The sequence below is a fragment of the Corynebacterium sp. MSK073 genome (genome assembly GCF_030232085.1).
GTDB lineage: Bacteria > Actinomycetota > Actinomycetes > Mycobacteriales > Mycobacteriaceae > Corynebacterium.
The window spans coordinates 1-15,496 of the sequence record NZ_JASPIY010000004.1 but is presented as its reverse complement, the minus strand read 5'-3'; the positions used below and the strand labels follow the sequence as shown (position 1 = coordinate 15,496).

At 61.1% G+C, this 15,496-nt stretch carries 14 protein-coding genes; 1 reads left to right on the top strand and 13 read right to left on the bottom strand.

All coding sequences use genetic code 11. The features are described 5' to 3' along the window. Positions 1-5: 5 nt before the first annotated feature. The 11 genes from metK to pyrR all read right to left on the bottom strand — a co-directional run bounded on the left by metK (position 6) and on the right by pyrR (position 12,561). Entirely contained in the window at positions 6-1,238 is a 1,233-nt protein-coding gene (metK, locus tag QP970_RS03640) for a methionine adenosyltransferase (protein ID WP_023022480.1), read from the bottom strand. 97 nt (positions 1,239-1,335) lie between these two features. Beyond that, positions 1,336-2,589 (bottom strand): bifunctional phosphopantothenoylcysteine decarboxylase/phosphopantothenate--cysteine ligase CoaBC, encoded by a 1,254-nt coding sequence (gene coaBC / locus QP970_RS03635; RefSeq protein WP_284869651.1) that lies wholly within the window; start codon positions 2,587-2,589, stop codon positions 1,336-1,338. Between the two features lie 138 nt (positions 2,590-2,727). Then, positions 2,728-3,030 carry a DNA-directed RNA polymerase subunit omega gene (gene rpoZ / locus QP970_RS03630; RefSeq protein WP_005279075.1) on the bottom strand — a complete coding sequence of 101 codons (303 nt, stop codon included), beginning with the start codon at positions 3,028-3,030 and terminating at the stop codon, positions 2,728-2,730. Positions 3,031-3,070: 40 nt separating this feature from the next. Beyond that, positions 3,071-3,640, bottom strand: a complete 570-nt coding sequence (gene gmk, locus QP970_RS03625; protein ID WP_284869650.1) for a guanylate kinase — start codon at positions 3,638-3,640, stop codon at positions 3,071-3,073. 8 nt (positions 3,641-3,648) lie between these two features. Further along, positions 3,649-3,972: an integration host factor, actinobacterial type gene (gene mihF / locus QP970_RS03620; protein ID WP_023017443.1), complete on the bottom strand. Its 324-nt coding sequence runs from the start codon at positions 3,970-3,972 to the stop codon at positions 3,649-3,651. Positions 3,973-4,231: 259 nt separating this feature from the next. Beyond that, positions 4,232-5,071, bottom strand: a complete 840-nt coding sequence (gene pyrF / locus QP970_RS03615; protein ID WP_284771918.1) for an orotidine-5'-phosphate decarboxylase — start codon at positions 5,069-5,071, stop codon at positions 4,232-4,234. Then, the gene (carB, locus tag QP970_RS03610; RefSeq protein WP_284771919.1) at positions 5,055-8,396 is read right to left on the bottom strand and encodes a carbamoyl-phosphate synthase large subunit; all 3,342 of its coding nucleotides are present in this window, start codon (positions 8,394-8,396) and stop codon (positions 5,055-5,057) included. The genes pyrF and carB overlap by 17 nt, the downstream gene beginning before the upstream one ends. Before the next feature lie 25 nt (positions 8,397-8,421). Further along, the gene (gene carA, locus QP970_RS03605) at positions 8,422-9,582 is read right to left on the bottom strand and encodes a glutamine-hydrolyzing carbamoyl-phosphate synthase small subunit (RefSeq protein WP_284771920.1); all 1,161 of its coding nucleotides are present in this window, start codon (positions 9,580-9,582) and stop codon (positions 8,422-8,424) included. A gap of 42 nt (positions 9,583-9,624) precedes the next feature. After that, positions 9,625-10,962 carry a dihydroorotase gene (locus QP970_RS03600; protein ID WP_284771921.1) on the bottom strand — a complete coding sequence of 446 codons (1,338 nt, stop codon included), beginning with the start codon at positions 10,960-10,962 and terminating at the stop codon, positions 9,625-9,627. Between the two features lie 37 nt (positions 10,963-10,999). After that, a complete protein-coding gene (locus QP970_RS03595; RefSeq protein WP_284771922.1) occupies positions 11,000-11,956 on the bottom strand; it encodes an aspartate carbamoyltransferase catalytic subunit in 957 nt (318 codons plus the stop codon). Further along, the gene (gene pyrR, locus QP970_RS03590) at positions 11,953-12,561 is read right to left on the bottom strand and encodes a bifunctional pyr operon transcriptional regulator/uracil phosphoribosyltransferase PyrR (protein ID WP_284771923.1); all 609 of its coding nucleotides are present in this window, start codon (positions 12,559-12,561) and stop codon (positions 11,953-11,955) included. The genes QP970_RS03595 and pyrR overlap by 4 nt, the downstream gene beginning before the upstream one ends. A 145-nt stretch (positions 12,562-12,706) precedes the next feature. Here pyrR and QP970_RS03585 point away from each other — a divergent pair, with 145 nt between their 5' ends. Next, complete coding sequence (locus tag QP970_RS03585; protein ID WP_284771924.1) at positions 12,707-14,050, top strand: TIGR01777 family oxidoreductase; 1,344 nt, start codon at positions 12,707-12,709, stop codon at positions 14,048-14,050. Between the two features lie 39 nt (positions 14,051-14,089). On the opposite strand, the gene QP970_RS03580 is transcribed toward QP970_RS03585, so the two are convergent. Together QP970_RS03580 and QP970_RS03575 are read right to left on the bottom strand one after the other, a co-directional pair. Next, positions 14,090-14,587, bottom strand: coding sequence for a 3'-5' exonuclease (locus QP970_RS03580; RefSeq protein ID WP_284771925.1), 498 nt, complete (start codon positions 14,585-14,587; stop codon positions 14,090-14,092). 437 nt (positions 14,588-15,024) lie between these two features. Next, on the bottom strand, positions 15,025-15,496 hold a 472-nt coding region (locus QP970_RS03575; protein ID WP_284869647.1), incomplete at its 5' end, for an ATP-binding protein.

The following is a 15,496-nucleotide window of genomic DNA, read 5'->3' as shown; positions in this document are numbered from 1 at the left end:
ATATTCTACAGACCAGCGGCAGCGCGCAATTCCTCCACGCGGTCCAACTGCTCCCAAGGCAGGTCAACGTCAGTGCGACCGAAGTGACCGTAGGCGGCGGTCTGGGCGTAGATAGGACGCAGCAGATCCAATTCGCGGATGATGGCGGCTGGGCGAAGGTCAAAGACCTTATTGACGGCAGCTTGGATGTGCTCATCGGTCAAGTTCTGCTTCGCGGTGCCGAACGTCTCGACGTATAGGCCGACCGGCTTGGCGCGACCGATGGCGTAGGCCACCTGCACCTCTGCGCGGTCTGCCAGGCCTGCGGCGACGATATTCTTAGCCACCCAACGCATGGCGTAGGCCGCAGAGCGGTCCACCTTGCTGGGGTCCTTGCCGGAGAAAGCACCGCCGCCGTGGCGGGCCATGCCACCGTAGGTATCCACGATGATCTTGCGCCCGGTAAGGCCTGCATCGCCCATCGGGCCACCCAAAATGAAGGAGCCGGAAGGGTTGACCAAGAGGTTGGTGTCCTCGGTGTAGTACTTATCAAGGCCGGCGTCCTTGATAACCCATTCCAACACCTCGCTGCGCAGGTGGGTTTCTAGCCACTTGCTATCTACCTCAGGATCGTGCTGGGTAGAAATGACGACCGTATCCAGGTGAGACGGCTCATTGTCCTCGGTATACGCGAAGGTCACCTGGGTCTTGCCATCCGGGCGCAGGTGGTCCACAATGCCCTCTTTGCGCACCTGAGTCAGGCGGCGGGACAGGCGGTGTGCCAAGGCGATAGGCAATGGCATGTACTCCGCAGTTTCATTCGACGCGTAACCAAACATCAGGCCCTGGTCGCCGGCGCCGGCGGTGTCATTTTCTTCGTCATAATCAGCACCCTGATCGCGTGCCTCGGTGGAGGTATCCACGCCCGCACCGATTTCCTGCGACTGCTCGCCGATGGCGATATTAACGCCACAGGTATTGCCGTCGAAGCCCACATCGGAAGAGGTAAAGCCGATGGACTTCAGGGTCTCACGCACCAGAGCCGGGATTTCCACGTAGGCATTGGTGCGAACTTCGCCCACGACGTGTACTTGGCCGGTGGTAACCAGCGTTTCCACGGCGACGCGGGACTCCGGATCCTTATCTAAAAGCGCATCCAGGATGGCATCCGAAATGGCGTCACAGATCTTATCTGGGTGCCCCTCAGTAACGGACTCGCTTGTAAAAAGACGAGCTTCCACTGCAGCGTTATCAGTCACAAAAACTTCCTTTGATTATTACGTATTCGATACCGAGGCATTCTGCCCCTACCCATCATATCGCCACCCTAGACTAAGCGGTCTATAAACGCAATATTTAATTTCCCGGTTCAATCATTTCATTCACGACGCTGAGAATCTGCGCCGCGACTACCTGCTTAGATCCGTGCTCTACGCGCTGCGGTTCCGCGTTCCGGCGCAGGATCCACCCCTCGCTATTTTCCTGGCCAAAGGTCACGCCGCGGCCAACCTCATTGGCCATCAGGACGTCGCACCCCTTTCGCGCAAATTTTTCTTGGGCATACTTCAGTGCCGAGGAATCAGCATCTCCCGTCTCGGCCGCGAAACCAACGATGACGCAATCCTGCGGCACCTCACCCTCCTCGCGCGCTGCTACGAGAGACTTCAAAATATCTGGGTTTTCCACCATCTCCAGTGCGGCAAGCACATCATCCGCTTTGCCCTTTTTCATCTTGGACTCGGCCACGTTCGCAGGCCGGTAGTCCGCGACCGCCGCGGCCATGATGACGATATCGGCATCGCGGGATTCCTCGCGCATCGCGGTTTCTAGGTCTTGCGCGGACACGATATTCCGGATTGTAGCGCCGCTCGGTACCGGCAACTCCGCCGTATTGCCGGCCACAATCGTGACATCCGCACCCTTGTGCGCGGCCACCTCTGCCAGCGCAAACCCCTGCCGCCCGGAGGAACGGTTTCCTATATAGCGAACCGGATCCAATTCCTCTTGCGTGCCACCGGCGGAGATAACAACCTTTAGCCCCGACCAGCTGTGGTCGATATGAAAGCCAGCGAGTTCGGTGCGTACGATGGCTGCAATCTGTTCTGGGTCTGGCAGCCTTCCTGCGCCCGTATCCTTTCCGGTAAGACGCCCGTGTGCCGGCTCCATGACGGTAATTCCGCGCCGGCGCAGGGTCTTTACGTTGTATTGTGTCGCTGGGTTATTCCACATCTCGGTGTGCATGGCAGGCGCCACAATGATGGGACACGTTGCCACCAGCACTGTCGCGGTCAAGAGATCATCGGCGCGTCCCGCAGCCAAACGCGCAATGAGGTCAGCCGTGGCAGGGGCGATGACCACGGCATCAGCCTCCTGCCCTACAGCTACGTGTTGAACGTCCTCGACGGCTTCAAAAACACTGGTGGAAACCGGATTTCCGGATAATGCCTCAAAAGTGGCGGCACCTACGAAGTTCAATGCGCTATCTGTGGGAACGACGCGGACATTATCGCCATGTTCTTTGAAATTGCGCACCAAGTGGCAGGCCTTATACGCGGCGATGCCACCGGCAACGCCCAACACGATATTGCGAGGAGATTTTAAGTCAGTCACATCGCCCAATCGTACCGTGCAGGCATGGCAAGAGCCCCGCCCGGCCACCACGGTAGTTCCACAAAAGTGAAACCATGTGGGGTTGGCCGGACGGGGCTGAAATGAGGCACAAGGTGCGCACGCGAAAGCGCGCGCTAGTTACTTGCCTTCCTCGTGGTCCAACAGGCCTGCGTCGATTTCGCGCAGCGCGATGGACAGTGGCTTCTCGCCGGGCTCTGGGTTAACCAGTGGGCCGACGAACTCAAAGACGCCTTCATCTTGCTCTTGGTAGTAGCTATTGATCTGGCGCGCACGCTTGGCAGCGAAAATTACCAAGGCGTACTTGGAAGAAACCTTGTCCAACAGCTCATCGATTGGCGGGTCCGTAATGCCAATCGGGTCATCAAATACCGGTTCCGACTTCGCGGATTCAGTGTTAGAAGGGGTGGTCACGTTAGTCACATGCACCTTTACATTGGTTGAAGATGGTCAAAAGAAGAGTCTATCCACGCAGGATATCACTAATGGCGGCCACTGCCTCATCTAGGTTTTCATTGACCACAACGTGATCAAACTCATCCTGTGCAGCTAGTTCCTCGTACGCAGTGTGCAACCTACGATCAATGACGTCTTGCGGTTCGGTACCGCGACCGGTCAGGCGCTCTACCAACACCTCCCAGGAAGGAGGGGCCAAGAAGACCAAATCCGCTTCCGGCAAGGCCTTGCGAACGCTGCGCGCACCGGCCAAATCGACCTCGACGAGGACCGGGCGACCGGCGTCCAAGGCCTCTTCTACGGGCCGGGCGGGTGTTCCGGAACGCTGCAATCCGCCGTGAATATCTGCCCATTCGAGCATCTCACCGGCATCAATGCGTTCCTGAAAGGCCTCAGGGGTGACGAAGAAATAATCCACGCCATCTTGCTCCCCGGGGCGGGGCTGGCGCGTAGTCATAGACACGCTGAAATACAGCCCCTCGACGTCATGCCGTAGACGCGAGACTACGGTGGATTTCCCCACTGCGGAAGGACCCGCCAACACGACGAGGCGACCGCGAGCAGTTACGTCAGCCATAGACGTGATTATTCGTCGTCGTAACCGAAGCGCTCAAGCAGAGCACGACGCTGGCGCTCACCCAGACCGCGCAGGCGACGGGTCTGCGCAATCTCCAGATCTTCCATGATTTCCTTGGCCTTGACCTTGCCAACCTTAGGCAGAGCCTCGAGGAGTGCGGAAACCTTGGTCTTGCCGATGATCTCATCGGTCTCAGCCTTTTCCAGCACGTCCTTCAGGTCGGTCTCGCCGCGCTTAAGCGCAGCCTTGAGCTCAGCGCGAGCCTTGCGGGCCTCAGCGGCCTTTGCGAGAGCTTCCTTACGCTGCTCATCAGTCAACTTTGGAAGGGCCACGAGTTTCCTCCGATTCATTAGATTGCTTCTATTACTTCTGATACTTGGTACCAGATTCCGGCTGCCAAACGCGATGGAAATACCGCGGAAAGTTACCCTGAACCTTCGAGCACACCGACTTCTGATTATCCTAGCACCGCTAGTGACACGATGACGATCAACGGCCCAGATGGGCCGCTCGTTTTAGCACGTCAACGCACATGCTTAGACCAAAATACCAGGTAAACGGCGCGGCCGTTAATTGGCCCCGCCGCGTGTTCTAATCCCGGAATTGGTCTGCGGTATCGATCACCGCTTTGCGCAGGTCATCGACCTGGGGGCCGCGTTGCAAGACGGCGCGCGAGACATTGGCGAACCCAAGCTGCGGGCACGCAGACACAGTGGAGTGCACCTGCGCGGGACCCGCCCCCTGGGCGCCGACGCCGGGAAGCAGCACCGGGCCATTAAGCGCGTCCAAGCGGGGCGGGTTCTCGACGGTCGCGCCCACCACAACGCCGACGCTTCCAGCAACGCCAGCCTCAAGCGCTGAGGCATTAAAGGCGGCGCACTCATCGATAACCGCCTGGGCAATCGAGTCCGCAGTCCCCGCGGGCACCGCCTGAATGGCGCGCGCCTCTGGATTAGAGGTTGCCGCGAGGACGAATACTCCGCGGTTGTTTTCTTGCGCCATGGTAATGGCCGCGCCCAGCGCCCCAACGCCGAGGTATGGCGAAAGTGTAACCGAGTCAGCGCGCAGCGGCGAGGTCTCCCCTAGCCAGGCATCGCCATAGCCTTCCATCGTGGAGCCGATATCGCCGCGCTTGGCATCTGCTACCGTCAGGCATCCTGCCTCGCGCAGGCCGGCCAGCGTTTCTTCCAAAACCGCAAAGCCAGCAGCGCCGAAGCGCTCGAAGAAGGCCACCTGCGGCTTTACCAAGGCAGCGGTGTCCGCAAAGGCCTCGACGCAGCGCAGGCTGAAGGTGCGCAGGCCTTCTGCGGTATTTTCCAGCCCCCAGTGCTCTAAGAGGTACGGGTGCGGGTCGATGCCTACGCAAAGCCGCCCGCGCTCGCGGCCGGCGCCTTCCAAGCGCTGGCCAAAGGATTTAGTTGCGTGGGCCATGCTCAAGCTCCTGAAGTGCACGGACCTGCAAATCACCCTGGCGCAGCGCCTCGATGCCCTGCACCGCCGCCGTAATGCCCTGGACCACCGTGACGAGCGGCAGGCCCATGTGCACCGCTGCGGCGCGGATATCGTAGCCATCGTGGCGCGCACCGGCAGAGCCGGCTGGCGTATTGAGAATCCAGTCAATCTCGCCGTTGAAAATCTTGTCCACGATGGACTCTTCGCCCTCCTTGGCCTCAGAGACCTTGACGGCAACCTCGCACTCGATGCCATTGCGGCGCAGCATCTGCGCGGTACCTGCGGTAGCGACGATGTTGTAGCCCATGCGCGCCAAGCGCTGGATGGGGAAAATCAGGGTGCGCTTATCCCGGTTGGCCACGGAGACGAAGATGGTGCCTTCCGTGGGCGGCACGGCAAAGGCGGCGATTTCACCCTTGGCATAGGCCGCACCAAAGTTGGTGGCCAGCCCCATTACCTCACCGGTGGACTTCATCTCCGGCGACAACAGGGTATCGAGAAGGCTGCCGTCTGGCCGACGGAAGCGCTCGAAGGGCAAGACCGCTTCCTTGACCGCAATCGGGTGGTCAAGCGGCAAGGAGCCGCCGTCGTAGGCCGATGGGATGAGACCTTCTTCCCGCAGTTCCGCGATGGTAGATCCCATCATGATGCGGGCGGCGGCCTTAGCCAGCGGCACGCCGGTCGCCTTGGACACGAACGGAACGGTGCGCGATGCGCGCGGGTTGGCCTCAATGACATAAAGGATGTCATCCTTCAAGGCGAACTGGACGTTCATCAGGCCCTTTACGCCAATGCCCTCGGCCAAGCGGCGCGTGGATTCGCGTACCTTGTCGATGTCCTCTGGTCCCAGCGTCATCGGCGGCAGGGCGCAGGAGGAGTCGCCGGAGTGAACGCCGGCTTCCTCGATGTGCTCCATCACGCCGCCCAAGTAGACCTCGTTGCCGTCGCACAGGGCGTCGACGTCGATCTCGATGGCCGAGTCCAAGAAGCGGTCCACCAAGACCGGGTGGTCTGGGGAGAGCTCGGTGGCGCGCTCGATATAGTTCTCCAGCGACTGCTCATCGTAGACGATTTCCATGCCGCTGCCGCCCAACACGTAGGAGGGGCGAACCAGAACCGGGTAGCCGATGGAGGCCGCGACCTTCCGGGCCTCCTCGAAGGAGGTGGCGGTGCCATACGATGGCGCTGCCAGCTCGGCCGCGTCCAGTACCTTGCCGAATTCGCCGCGGTCCTCGGCGGAGTCGATGGCCGCAGGGCTGGTGCCCACCACCGGCACGCCGGCCGCATCGAGGCGCTCGGCCAAACCCAGCGGGGTTTGGCCGCCCAGCTGCACCAACACGCCGGCGACCTCGCCGGAGGCTGCCTCTGCGTGGTAGACCTCCATGACGTCTTCGAAGGTCAGCGGCTCGAAGTACAGGCGATCAGCGGTGTCATAGTCGGTCGATACCGTCTCAGGGTTGCAGTTGACCATCACGGTCTCATAGCCCTTGCGGGAAAGCTCAAGGGCGGCGTGCACGCAGGAGTAATCGAATTCGATGCCCTGGCCAATGCGGTTCGGGCCAGAGCCCAAGATGATGACCTTGCCCTTCGAGCCTTCCGGCGCCGGGTGGACCTCGGTTTCGGCATCGGGGTCCAGCTCATAGGAGCTGTAGTGGTATGGCGTTTGCGCCTCGAACTCGCCGGCGCACGTATCGACGGTCTTGAAGACGGGGCGAATGCCCATGCGCCAGCGCAGGCTGCGCACGCCGTCTTCGCCGTTGAACTCGGGGCGCAGGGCGGCAATTTGGGCATCGGAAAGCCCAAAGACCTTGGCCTCGCGCAGGAGCTGCTCGGTGAGCACGGGGGCATCAACAAGCTCCTGGCGGAATTCCACCAGGCCCTCGAGCTCCGCGATGAACCATGGGTCCACGCCGGAGGCCTCGTGGACCTCGTCGACCGTAGCGCCAAGGCGCAGGGCCAGCTCGATATCGTACATGCGGCCCTCGGTGGGGCGCTCGAGATCCTTGAGCACCGCCTGCACGTCGGTGGCGCGCTCGCCCGCAAAGTACTCATCTGGCTTGGTCCAGAACCCGTTGGGCTTGTTTTCCAGCGAGCGCATCACCTTATTCAGGCCGGAGATGTAGTTGCGGCCGATGCCCATGGCCTCGCCCACCGATTTCATCGTGGTGGTCAAGGTGTCATCGGCGCCGGGGAACTTCTCGAAGGCAAAGCGGGGCGCCTTGACAATGACATAATCCAAGGTCGGCTCGAACGCCGCTTGGGTTTCGCCGGTGATGTCATTTTGCACCTCGTCCAACGTATAGCCAATGGCCAATTTCGCGGCCAACTTTGCAATGGGGAACCCCGTGGCCTTGGAGGCCAGCGCCGAGGAGCGGGAGACGCGTGGGTTCATCTCAATGACGATGATGCGGCCATCATCCGGGTTCAAGGCGAACTGGATATTACAGCCGCCGGTATCAACGCCGACCTCGCGGATGATGTCGATGCCCAGATCGCGCATCTTCTGGAACTCGCGGTCCGTCAGCGTCAGCGCCGGCGCCACGGTCACGGAGTCCCCGGTATGCACGCCCAGGGCATCGACGTTTTCGATGGAGGCGACGACGACCACGTTGTCATCGCCATCGCGCATGAGCTCGAGCTCGAATTCTTTCCAGCCGAGGATGGATTCCTCGATGAGCACGTTGGCCTCCGGCGAAGCCGCAAGCCCGCCGCCGGCGATGCGGTCCAAATCCTCGTTATTGAAGGCCAGGCCAGAGCCCAGGCCACCCATGGTAAAAGACGGGCGCACCACAACGGGAAGGCCGAGCTTGTCGACGGTCTCGTGGACCTCATCCATGTTGTGGCACACCGCCGAGCGGGCGGATTCCCCGCCTACCGAGGCCACGATGTCTTTAAACTTTTGGCGGTCCTCGCCGCGCTCGATGGCATCGATATCGGCACCGATGAGCTCGATATCGTACTTATCCAAAATGCCCTGGCGGTCCAGCTGCACCGCGGCGTTCAGCGCGGTTTGCCCGCCCAAGGTAGCCAGCACGGCGTCGATGGGGTGGCCTTCCTCGGACTCCTTGACCAGGATCTTTTCGATGTATTCCGGTTCGATGGGCTCGACGTAGGTGTGGTCAGCGAACTCGGGGTCGGTCATGATGGTGGCCGGGTTCGAGTTCACCAGGGTCACGCGCAGGCCCTCCTCCTTGAGGACGCGGCAGGCCTGGGTTCCGGAGTAGTCGAACTCGCAGGCCTGGCCGATGACGATGGGCCCGGAGCCGATGACCAGGACGTGATTAATGTCAGTGCGCTTTGGCATAATATTTCTTCCTTTTCCTGGGTGACTACTTTTTCGGGGTGTGGTTGGCCATGAGCTCTAAGAATTGATCAAAGAGCGGGTTGGCATCGTGCGGGCCGGCGGCGGATTCCGGGTGGTACTGCACCGAAAAGGCCATGCCATTGCGCAGGGCGACGCCCTCGACCGTGTCATCGTTCAAGCAGATGTGCGTGATGTGGGCCGGGCCGAAGTCCGAGGCGAATTCGGCGTCCTTCTCGGCCAGGTCGTAGTTATCTGGCGCTTTCAGCGCGAAGCCGTGGTTTTGGGAGGTGATGTCGATCTTGCCAGTCAGCAGGTTGCGTACCGGGACGTTGATGCCGCGGTGTCCGAATTTCATCTTGTAGGTATCTAGGCCCAGCGCGCGCCCGAGCAGCTGGTTGCCAAAGCAGATGCCAAAGAACGGGATGTCCGCCGCGAGCACCTTTTTGATGGTGGCAACGGTGTCATCGGCAGTAGCCGGGTCACCCGGGCCGTTGGAGACAAAGACGCCATCCGGGTTATAGGACTGAACTTCTGCAAAGGTGGTCGTTGACGGCACTACGATGGTCTCGATGCCGCGCTGGGAGAGGTAGCGCGGCGTTGCGGACTTCACGCCCATGTCAAAGGCGACGATGGTGTGCTTCTTTTCTCCTTGGGCCTCAACAACATAGGGCTTATCGGTGGATACCTCGGCGGCAAGATCCGCGCCCTCCATGGAGGATTGGCTCTTTACTTCCTCGAGGAGTTCCTCGACGGGCCGGGTGGCGGCCTCGCCGGAGAAGAGGCCCGCGGAGATGGAACCATAGTTGCGCAGGTGGCGCACCAGGGTGCGGGTATCGATGCCGCGGATGCCGATGACGCCTTGGGCCTGCATTTCTTCGCTCAAGCTGCGCTCGGCGCGCCAGCTGGATACGCGGCGGGACAGATCGCGGATAACCAGGCCTGCGACCCAGATATTATTGCCGTGGGACTCGTTGTCCTCATCGTTCCAGCCGGTATTGCCAATGTGCGGGGCGGCGGAGACGACGATCTGGCGGTGGTAGGACGGATCCGTCATCGTTTCCTGGTAACCGGTCATCGCGGTGGTAAATACGGCCTCACCGAGGGTGGTGCCGGTCGCGCCGAAGCCGTAGCCACGGAAGGTACGCCCATCCGCAAGGACGAGGATTGCTGGGGTTTTATCAGTCACGTCGTGGCCTTTCTGTGCCTTGATTGGTTTCTGTGTGCAAGGTTAGTCATGGGTTGCGGCGTTCAGATCGAACGTTACCGAGCCGCGCAAGATGGTGTGGGTAACTCGCGCACCAAATTCCTCGCCCGCGTACGGGTTGTTCTGGGACTTGGATGCAAGCTGAGCGGAATCGGATACCCAGTGGTGTTGCGGGTCGACGATGGTTAAGTTAGCTGGCTCCCCTACTTCCAAGGGGCGGCCGTGGCCTGGCAGGCGCGTGATCTCGGCGGGGCGCTCGGACATGACGCGGGCAATAAAGCGCCAGTCCGCCAGGCCGGTTTCCACAAAGAGCTTGGCGATGACCGCCAGCGAGGACTCCAATCCCAGCATGCCGGGACGCGCATTTTCGAATTCCACGCACTTGTCTTCGGAGCCGTGCGGCGCGTGGTCGGTGGCGACGCAGTCAATGGTCCCATCAAGAAGCGCCTGGCGCAGCGCCTCCGTATCGCGCTGTTCGCGCAGCGGCGGGTTCACGCGGAAAAGGCCGTCATAGGTGCGCAGCTTGTCATCGGTCATCAGCAGGTGGTGCGGGGTGACCTCTGCGGTAAGCGGAATATCGTGTTCCTTCGCCCACTGCAGGAGCTCCACCGTGCCCTGCGTGGAGGCGTGGCAGATGTGCACGCGGTTGCCGTAATCGCGAGCGAGCAGGGCATCGCGGGCAACGATGGATTCTTCCGCCACGCGCGGCCAGCCGCGCAGGCCCAGCCGTGCGGCGTTTTCGCCCTCGTGGGCGGAAGACCCACCGGTCATGCGGTCATCCTCGGCGTGCTGGGCCAGTAGCACGTCCATTCCCTTGGCGTATTCCAGCGCGCGGCGCATGAGCTGTGGGTTTTGCACGCACTTGCCGTCATCAGAAAACATGCGCACCTTGGCATCGCTACGCGCCATCATGCCGAACTCCGTCAAGGACTTGCCTTCTAGGCCCTTGGTGATGGAGCCAACCGGGTGGACATCGCAAAGCCCCAGCGCCTGGGACTTCGCCCACACGGATTCGGCGATGATGGGCTGATCCGTGACCGGCGTGGTATTGGCCATGGTAAAGACCGCGGTAAACCCGCCCTTGGCCGCGGCCTTGGAACCGGACTCGATGGTCTCGGTATCCTCGCGGCCTGGCTCGCGCAGGTGCACGTGCATATCAACCAGGCCTGGCAGCAACACGTTGCCGCCGCCGTCGATGGTCTCGGTGCCTTCTGCCTGCACCTCGGGGCCGATGGCGTCAATAACGCCACCGCGGATGAGGACGTTGGTGGGCTCGCCTTCCCCGTACAGGCGAATATTTTTAATCAGTAGTGGGTTCTCGGCCGGGGCGGACAGCCGGCCGGTAGCTGGGTACGTAGTCATTTTCTCTCCCTTTTACGTGGCTTATGCTCTGCCCGGTTTAAATCCCGGCGTTGTCCCCATTGGTCAGCAGCGTAAAAAGCACTGCCATGCGCATGTGGACACCGTTATTGACCTGCTGCAATACCGTGGTTTTATCCATATCGGCCACGGCGTAGTTGATCTCCATGCCGCGCAGCATGGGACCTGGGTGCATGACAATGGCGTCCTTGTGCAGCGCCGCGGCGCGCTGCTGCGAGAGCCCGAAGAGCTGCGCGTACTCGCGGTGGGAGGGGAAAAAACCGCCGTCCATGCGCTCTTGCTGCACGCGCAGCATCATCACGACATCGGCATCCGCAAGCTCTGCATCAAAGTCATAGGACACGCGGACCGGCCACTTGTCCACGCCCCACGGCATCAAGGTCGCAGGCCCCACGAGGGTGACCTCCGTGCCCAAGGTGTGCAGGAGATCCACGTTGGAGCGCACCACACGCGAGTGCAGGCAATCGCCCACAATCTTTACCTTCAGGCCTTCAAAGCCATTATTGCCGCGCAGGCCCAGTCGCTGGCGCATCGTGACGGCATCGAGCAAGGCCTGCGTCGGGTGCTGATGCGCACCGTCGCCGGCATTGATAACGGCAGGGCCGTTGCCATCTGGGTCCACCCACTGGGCCAGCTGTTGCGGCGCGCCGGAAGAGGGGTGGCGCATGATGATGGCATCGGCGCCGATGGCCGCCAGCGTCAGGCCCGTATCTTTGAGGGACTCGCCCTTTTTCACGGACGAGGTAGACGCCGAGAGGTTGATAACGTCAGCGGACATCCACTTTCCGGCCGTTTCAAAGGACGAGCGCGTGCGCGTGGAGTTTTCATAAAAGAGCGTATAAATCGTGCGCCCGCGCAGCGTCGGCAGTTTTTTGACCTCGCGGCCATCGAGCGCCTCGCGGAAACGATCGGCCTCATCCAGCAGGCCGATGATCTCTGCGCGGGATAGTTCCGCGCTATCGATGAGGTGTTTCATGAGTGCGTTCCCCTTATCTGCGCGGCATCGCCCGCGGACGTAGAGCGGGTGAGGACTACGGCATCGCGGCCATCGATGTCCTGGATATATACGGAGACATCTTCTTCCCGCGCCGTGGGCAGGTTCTTGCCCACATAATCGGCGCGGATGGGGACTTCGCGGTGACCGCGGTCCACCAATACGGCCAACTGGATAATCGAAGGCCGGCCAACATCGCCCACTGCATCGAGGGCGGCGCGGATGGTGCGGCCGGAATAAAGGACATCATCGACCAAGATGACGGTGGCATTATCGATGCCTCCGTCTGGGATGGAGGTCGGTTGCAGGGCGCGGTGCGGGAAATTGCGCAAATCGTCCCTGTACAACGTGATGTCGAGCGAGCCCCATGGAACGGGGACCCCGGAAAACTCGTGTATCTTTTGCGCGAGGCGCTCCGCTAGGGGCACTCCGCCTGAGGGAATGCCCAGCAAAATGACCCGCGGGGCCTCCGCGGAATCGAGCGCCGTCTTTTCAATAATCTGGTGCGCGATGCGTGCAACGGTACGCGAGACATCATCGGCGCTTAAAAGCTCCAATTCGTTCGCGTTCACGTCAGTTCCACTCATCGTGACCTCCTTCCCCGCCTCACGGTGCGGTCCTTAAAGGATGCCTGTCAATGAACTTGTAGACGTCTATGCTGATAGACACGTATTACTCTAGCACCTTACCCACCCCGTGGGTGAGGCTTAACCGAAAGAGGTGCATCACGCAGTGAGTTTCTCCGCGCAGCACGTAGTCCCAGCCTCCCGCGAACACGTCTGGCAATGGCATACCCGGCCAGGGGCGCTCACGCGCCTGAACGCCCCCTTCACCTTGATGAAGCCGGTACAGCAGGCCACCGATCTGGGCACTGGCACCTCCCTGCTCGCCCTGCCCGGTGGTTTGCAGTGGACGGCTCAGCACGACCTTGCGCGCTACCAGGCCGGCTATAGTTTCAGCGATGTGTGCGTCAACGCCCCCATCCGCAAATTTGCCAAGTGGCGCCATACGCACCGTTTTGCCGATCACCCAGACGGGACGCTGATCACGGACGAGGTAGATACCCGCATTCCCGCCGCGGCCCTCACCTCGGTATTCGCCTATCGGCAGCACCAGCTCATCGAGGATATTGCCTTTGAAAACCGCCTGCGCGAAGGCCAACTTGGCCACAAGCCCTTGACCATCGCGATGACCGGCTCGCGCGGCAGTGTGGGCAGCGCGCTGACCGCGCAGCTACAAACCTTAGGCCACACCGTGATCCCGCTGGTGCGCGGCACGGCGGAGGCAGGCCAGCGCGAGTGGCGCCCGCACCACCCGCGGCCCGATCTCCTCGAGGGCATCGACGTGCTCGTACACCTGGCCGGCGAACCCATCTTTGGGCGCTTCAACGATAGCCACAAGTCCGATATCCGCGACTCCCGCGTGGGCCCCACCGAAAACCTCGCCCGCCTGGTCGCCGCGACCGATTCCGTGCAGGCGATGGTGTGCGCCTCTGCCATCGGCTTTTACGGTTCCGAGCGCGGCGCTGAGCTGCTTTCCGAGGACGCCGAGCGCGGCGAGGGCTTTCTTGCCGATGTCGTGGCGGACTGGGAACGAGCCTGCGACCCCGCCCGCGAGGCCGGAAAGCGCGTGGTCAATATCCGCACCGGCATCGTCATGTCCGGCAATTCCGGCCTGCTGCCGCTCTTGCGCGCACTGTTTTCCACAGGGCTTGGCGGCGCCTTTGGTGACGGCAACTTTTGGTACAGCTGGGTCGCCTTAGACGATCTCACCGATGCCTATATCCGCGCCATCGTGGATGAGAAGCTTGCGGGGCCGGTCAATGGGGCATCGCCAGGCCCGGTGCTCAATAAGGACTTCGTCTCTGCCTTAGCAGCCGAATTGCACCGCCCCACCATACTGCCGATCCCCCAATTCGGCCCAGCCCTGCTCCTGGGCAAGCAAGGCGCGCAAGAACTCGCCTTGGCCGACCAGCGTGTGAAGCCACAGGTACTGGAGGATATAGGCCATACCTTCCGCTACCCCACCATCCAGGGCGCCTTGGCGCACGAACTCGGCGGCGAAAACCTGCTCTAAGGCCAGGCCATTGCAATACTCTTGGCGGCCGAAACGCCTCTACGCAGGCAAGAGCTCCGATGCCTCCCCGACCACGCTGACTAGGAGCATGTCGCGGGCACGCGACGCCGCAACATAAAGCAGCGCCCGCTCTCGTTGAAGAGCTTCATCGGCCTCGGCGGGGGCAAGCCCTCTCAATAGGTAACGCTGAGGGAGGGCCGCGGCGTTGACGTCGAGGAGGATGACGTGCGTAAACTCTAAGCCTTTGGCGTTGTGCATCGTCATCACTGCCACTGGGCGCTCCGTGGAGGTGCGGCGGCCAGCACTGACGGCTACGTCGTGCTCACCCAATTGGCGGGCGATCTCTTCGCCGCGCTGGTTGGTACGGGTAAGTACGCCGATGGAGACGTCTTCTTCGCCCTGGGTCCAGTCCTTAATGTGCGCAGCCAGCACTGCGGCTTCCTCCGCTTTGGACTCCGAATGCAGCACAATCGGTGCTGGGCCCTGGCACACTGAGTGGTATCCGGTGAGTTCATCCACGTCCTCTTCGGAGTCCACCCATTCAGTTCCCTCCAAAATCGCGGTGGCATAGCCCAGAGGGCAAAGAGCAGTCCAAACGAGTCTCAGCGACAGCCGGCAGACTCATGAAAGGAGCCCGAGTTTCCGGCTGGAAACAAGCCATCAACCAGATGGTCGTGGCCTACCCCGACAGCTTCGACAATTACCTATAAAACTAACCCCACACTCAAATAACTTGGCACGCTCAAGCTAAATACATATTCGATCCATCCGCGATCGGGCCTGACCCCGGTGTGTCTACTTTCCGAGACCAAGCCCTACCCTCCCCTCAATCCTGATAGCGCCTATCAACCAAATAAACGTACTAATCCCCCTTCCTCGCTAGTAAACATGACGCGGGCTTGTTTTAGGGACCGGTAAGGCGGTACCAGGTACCGGGGTGGCGGTAGCCGCCCGGTAGCCGGTTTTACCCCCGCTTATCGTTTGGACCGTTGACGTTGCTTGAGCTGTTTGCTAAGTGTTCCCCTTTCTTCTTGGAAGTCGTCACGGGTGCGCATGTCTTCACCGATGAGGGTGAGTTTGCTGCCGTTGTTTGCAAGTCGGGATAGGACAGCGTCGGCGATCGCGTTTTCACTAAAGACGCTGTACCAGTATTCCGGCTCGTGCTGGCTGACGATGACGGTTGAGGAATGCTCCCGCTTGACCAGGAGGTTGAATACCTGGGCTAAGGCGAAGGCAGATACGTCCGTGGCCAGGAAGTCGTCGATGACCAACACAGCCGGCTTTGTCAGTTCCTCAAGGAGGGCTTTGCGCTCATAGGCAGCGTCGGCTGTGGCGTCGAACTCGTCGGCTAAGTCGGCGAGTCTAAAGTAGCGTGCGGTTAGTTTATGCCGGCACGCAGCCACGGCTAGGCCTTGGGCGAGGAAGCTTTTGCCGGTGCCGGTAGCT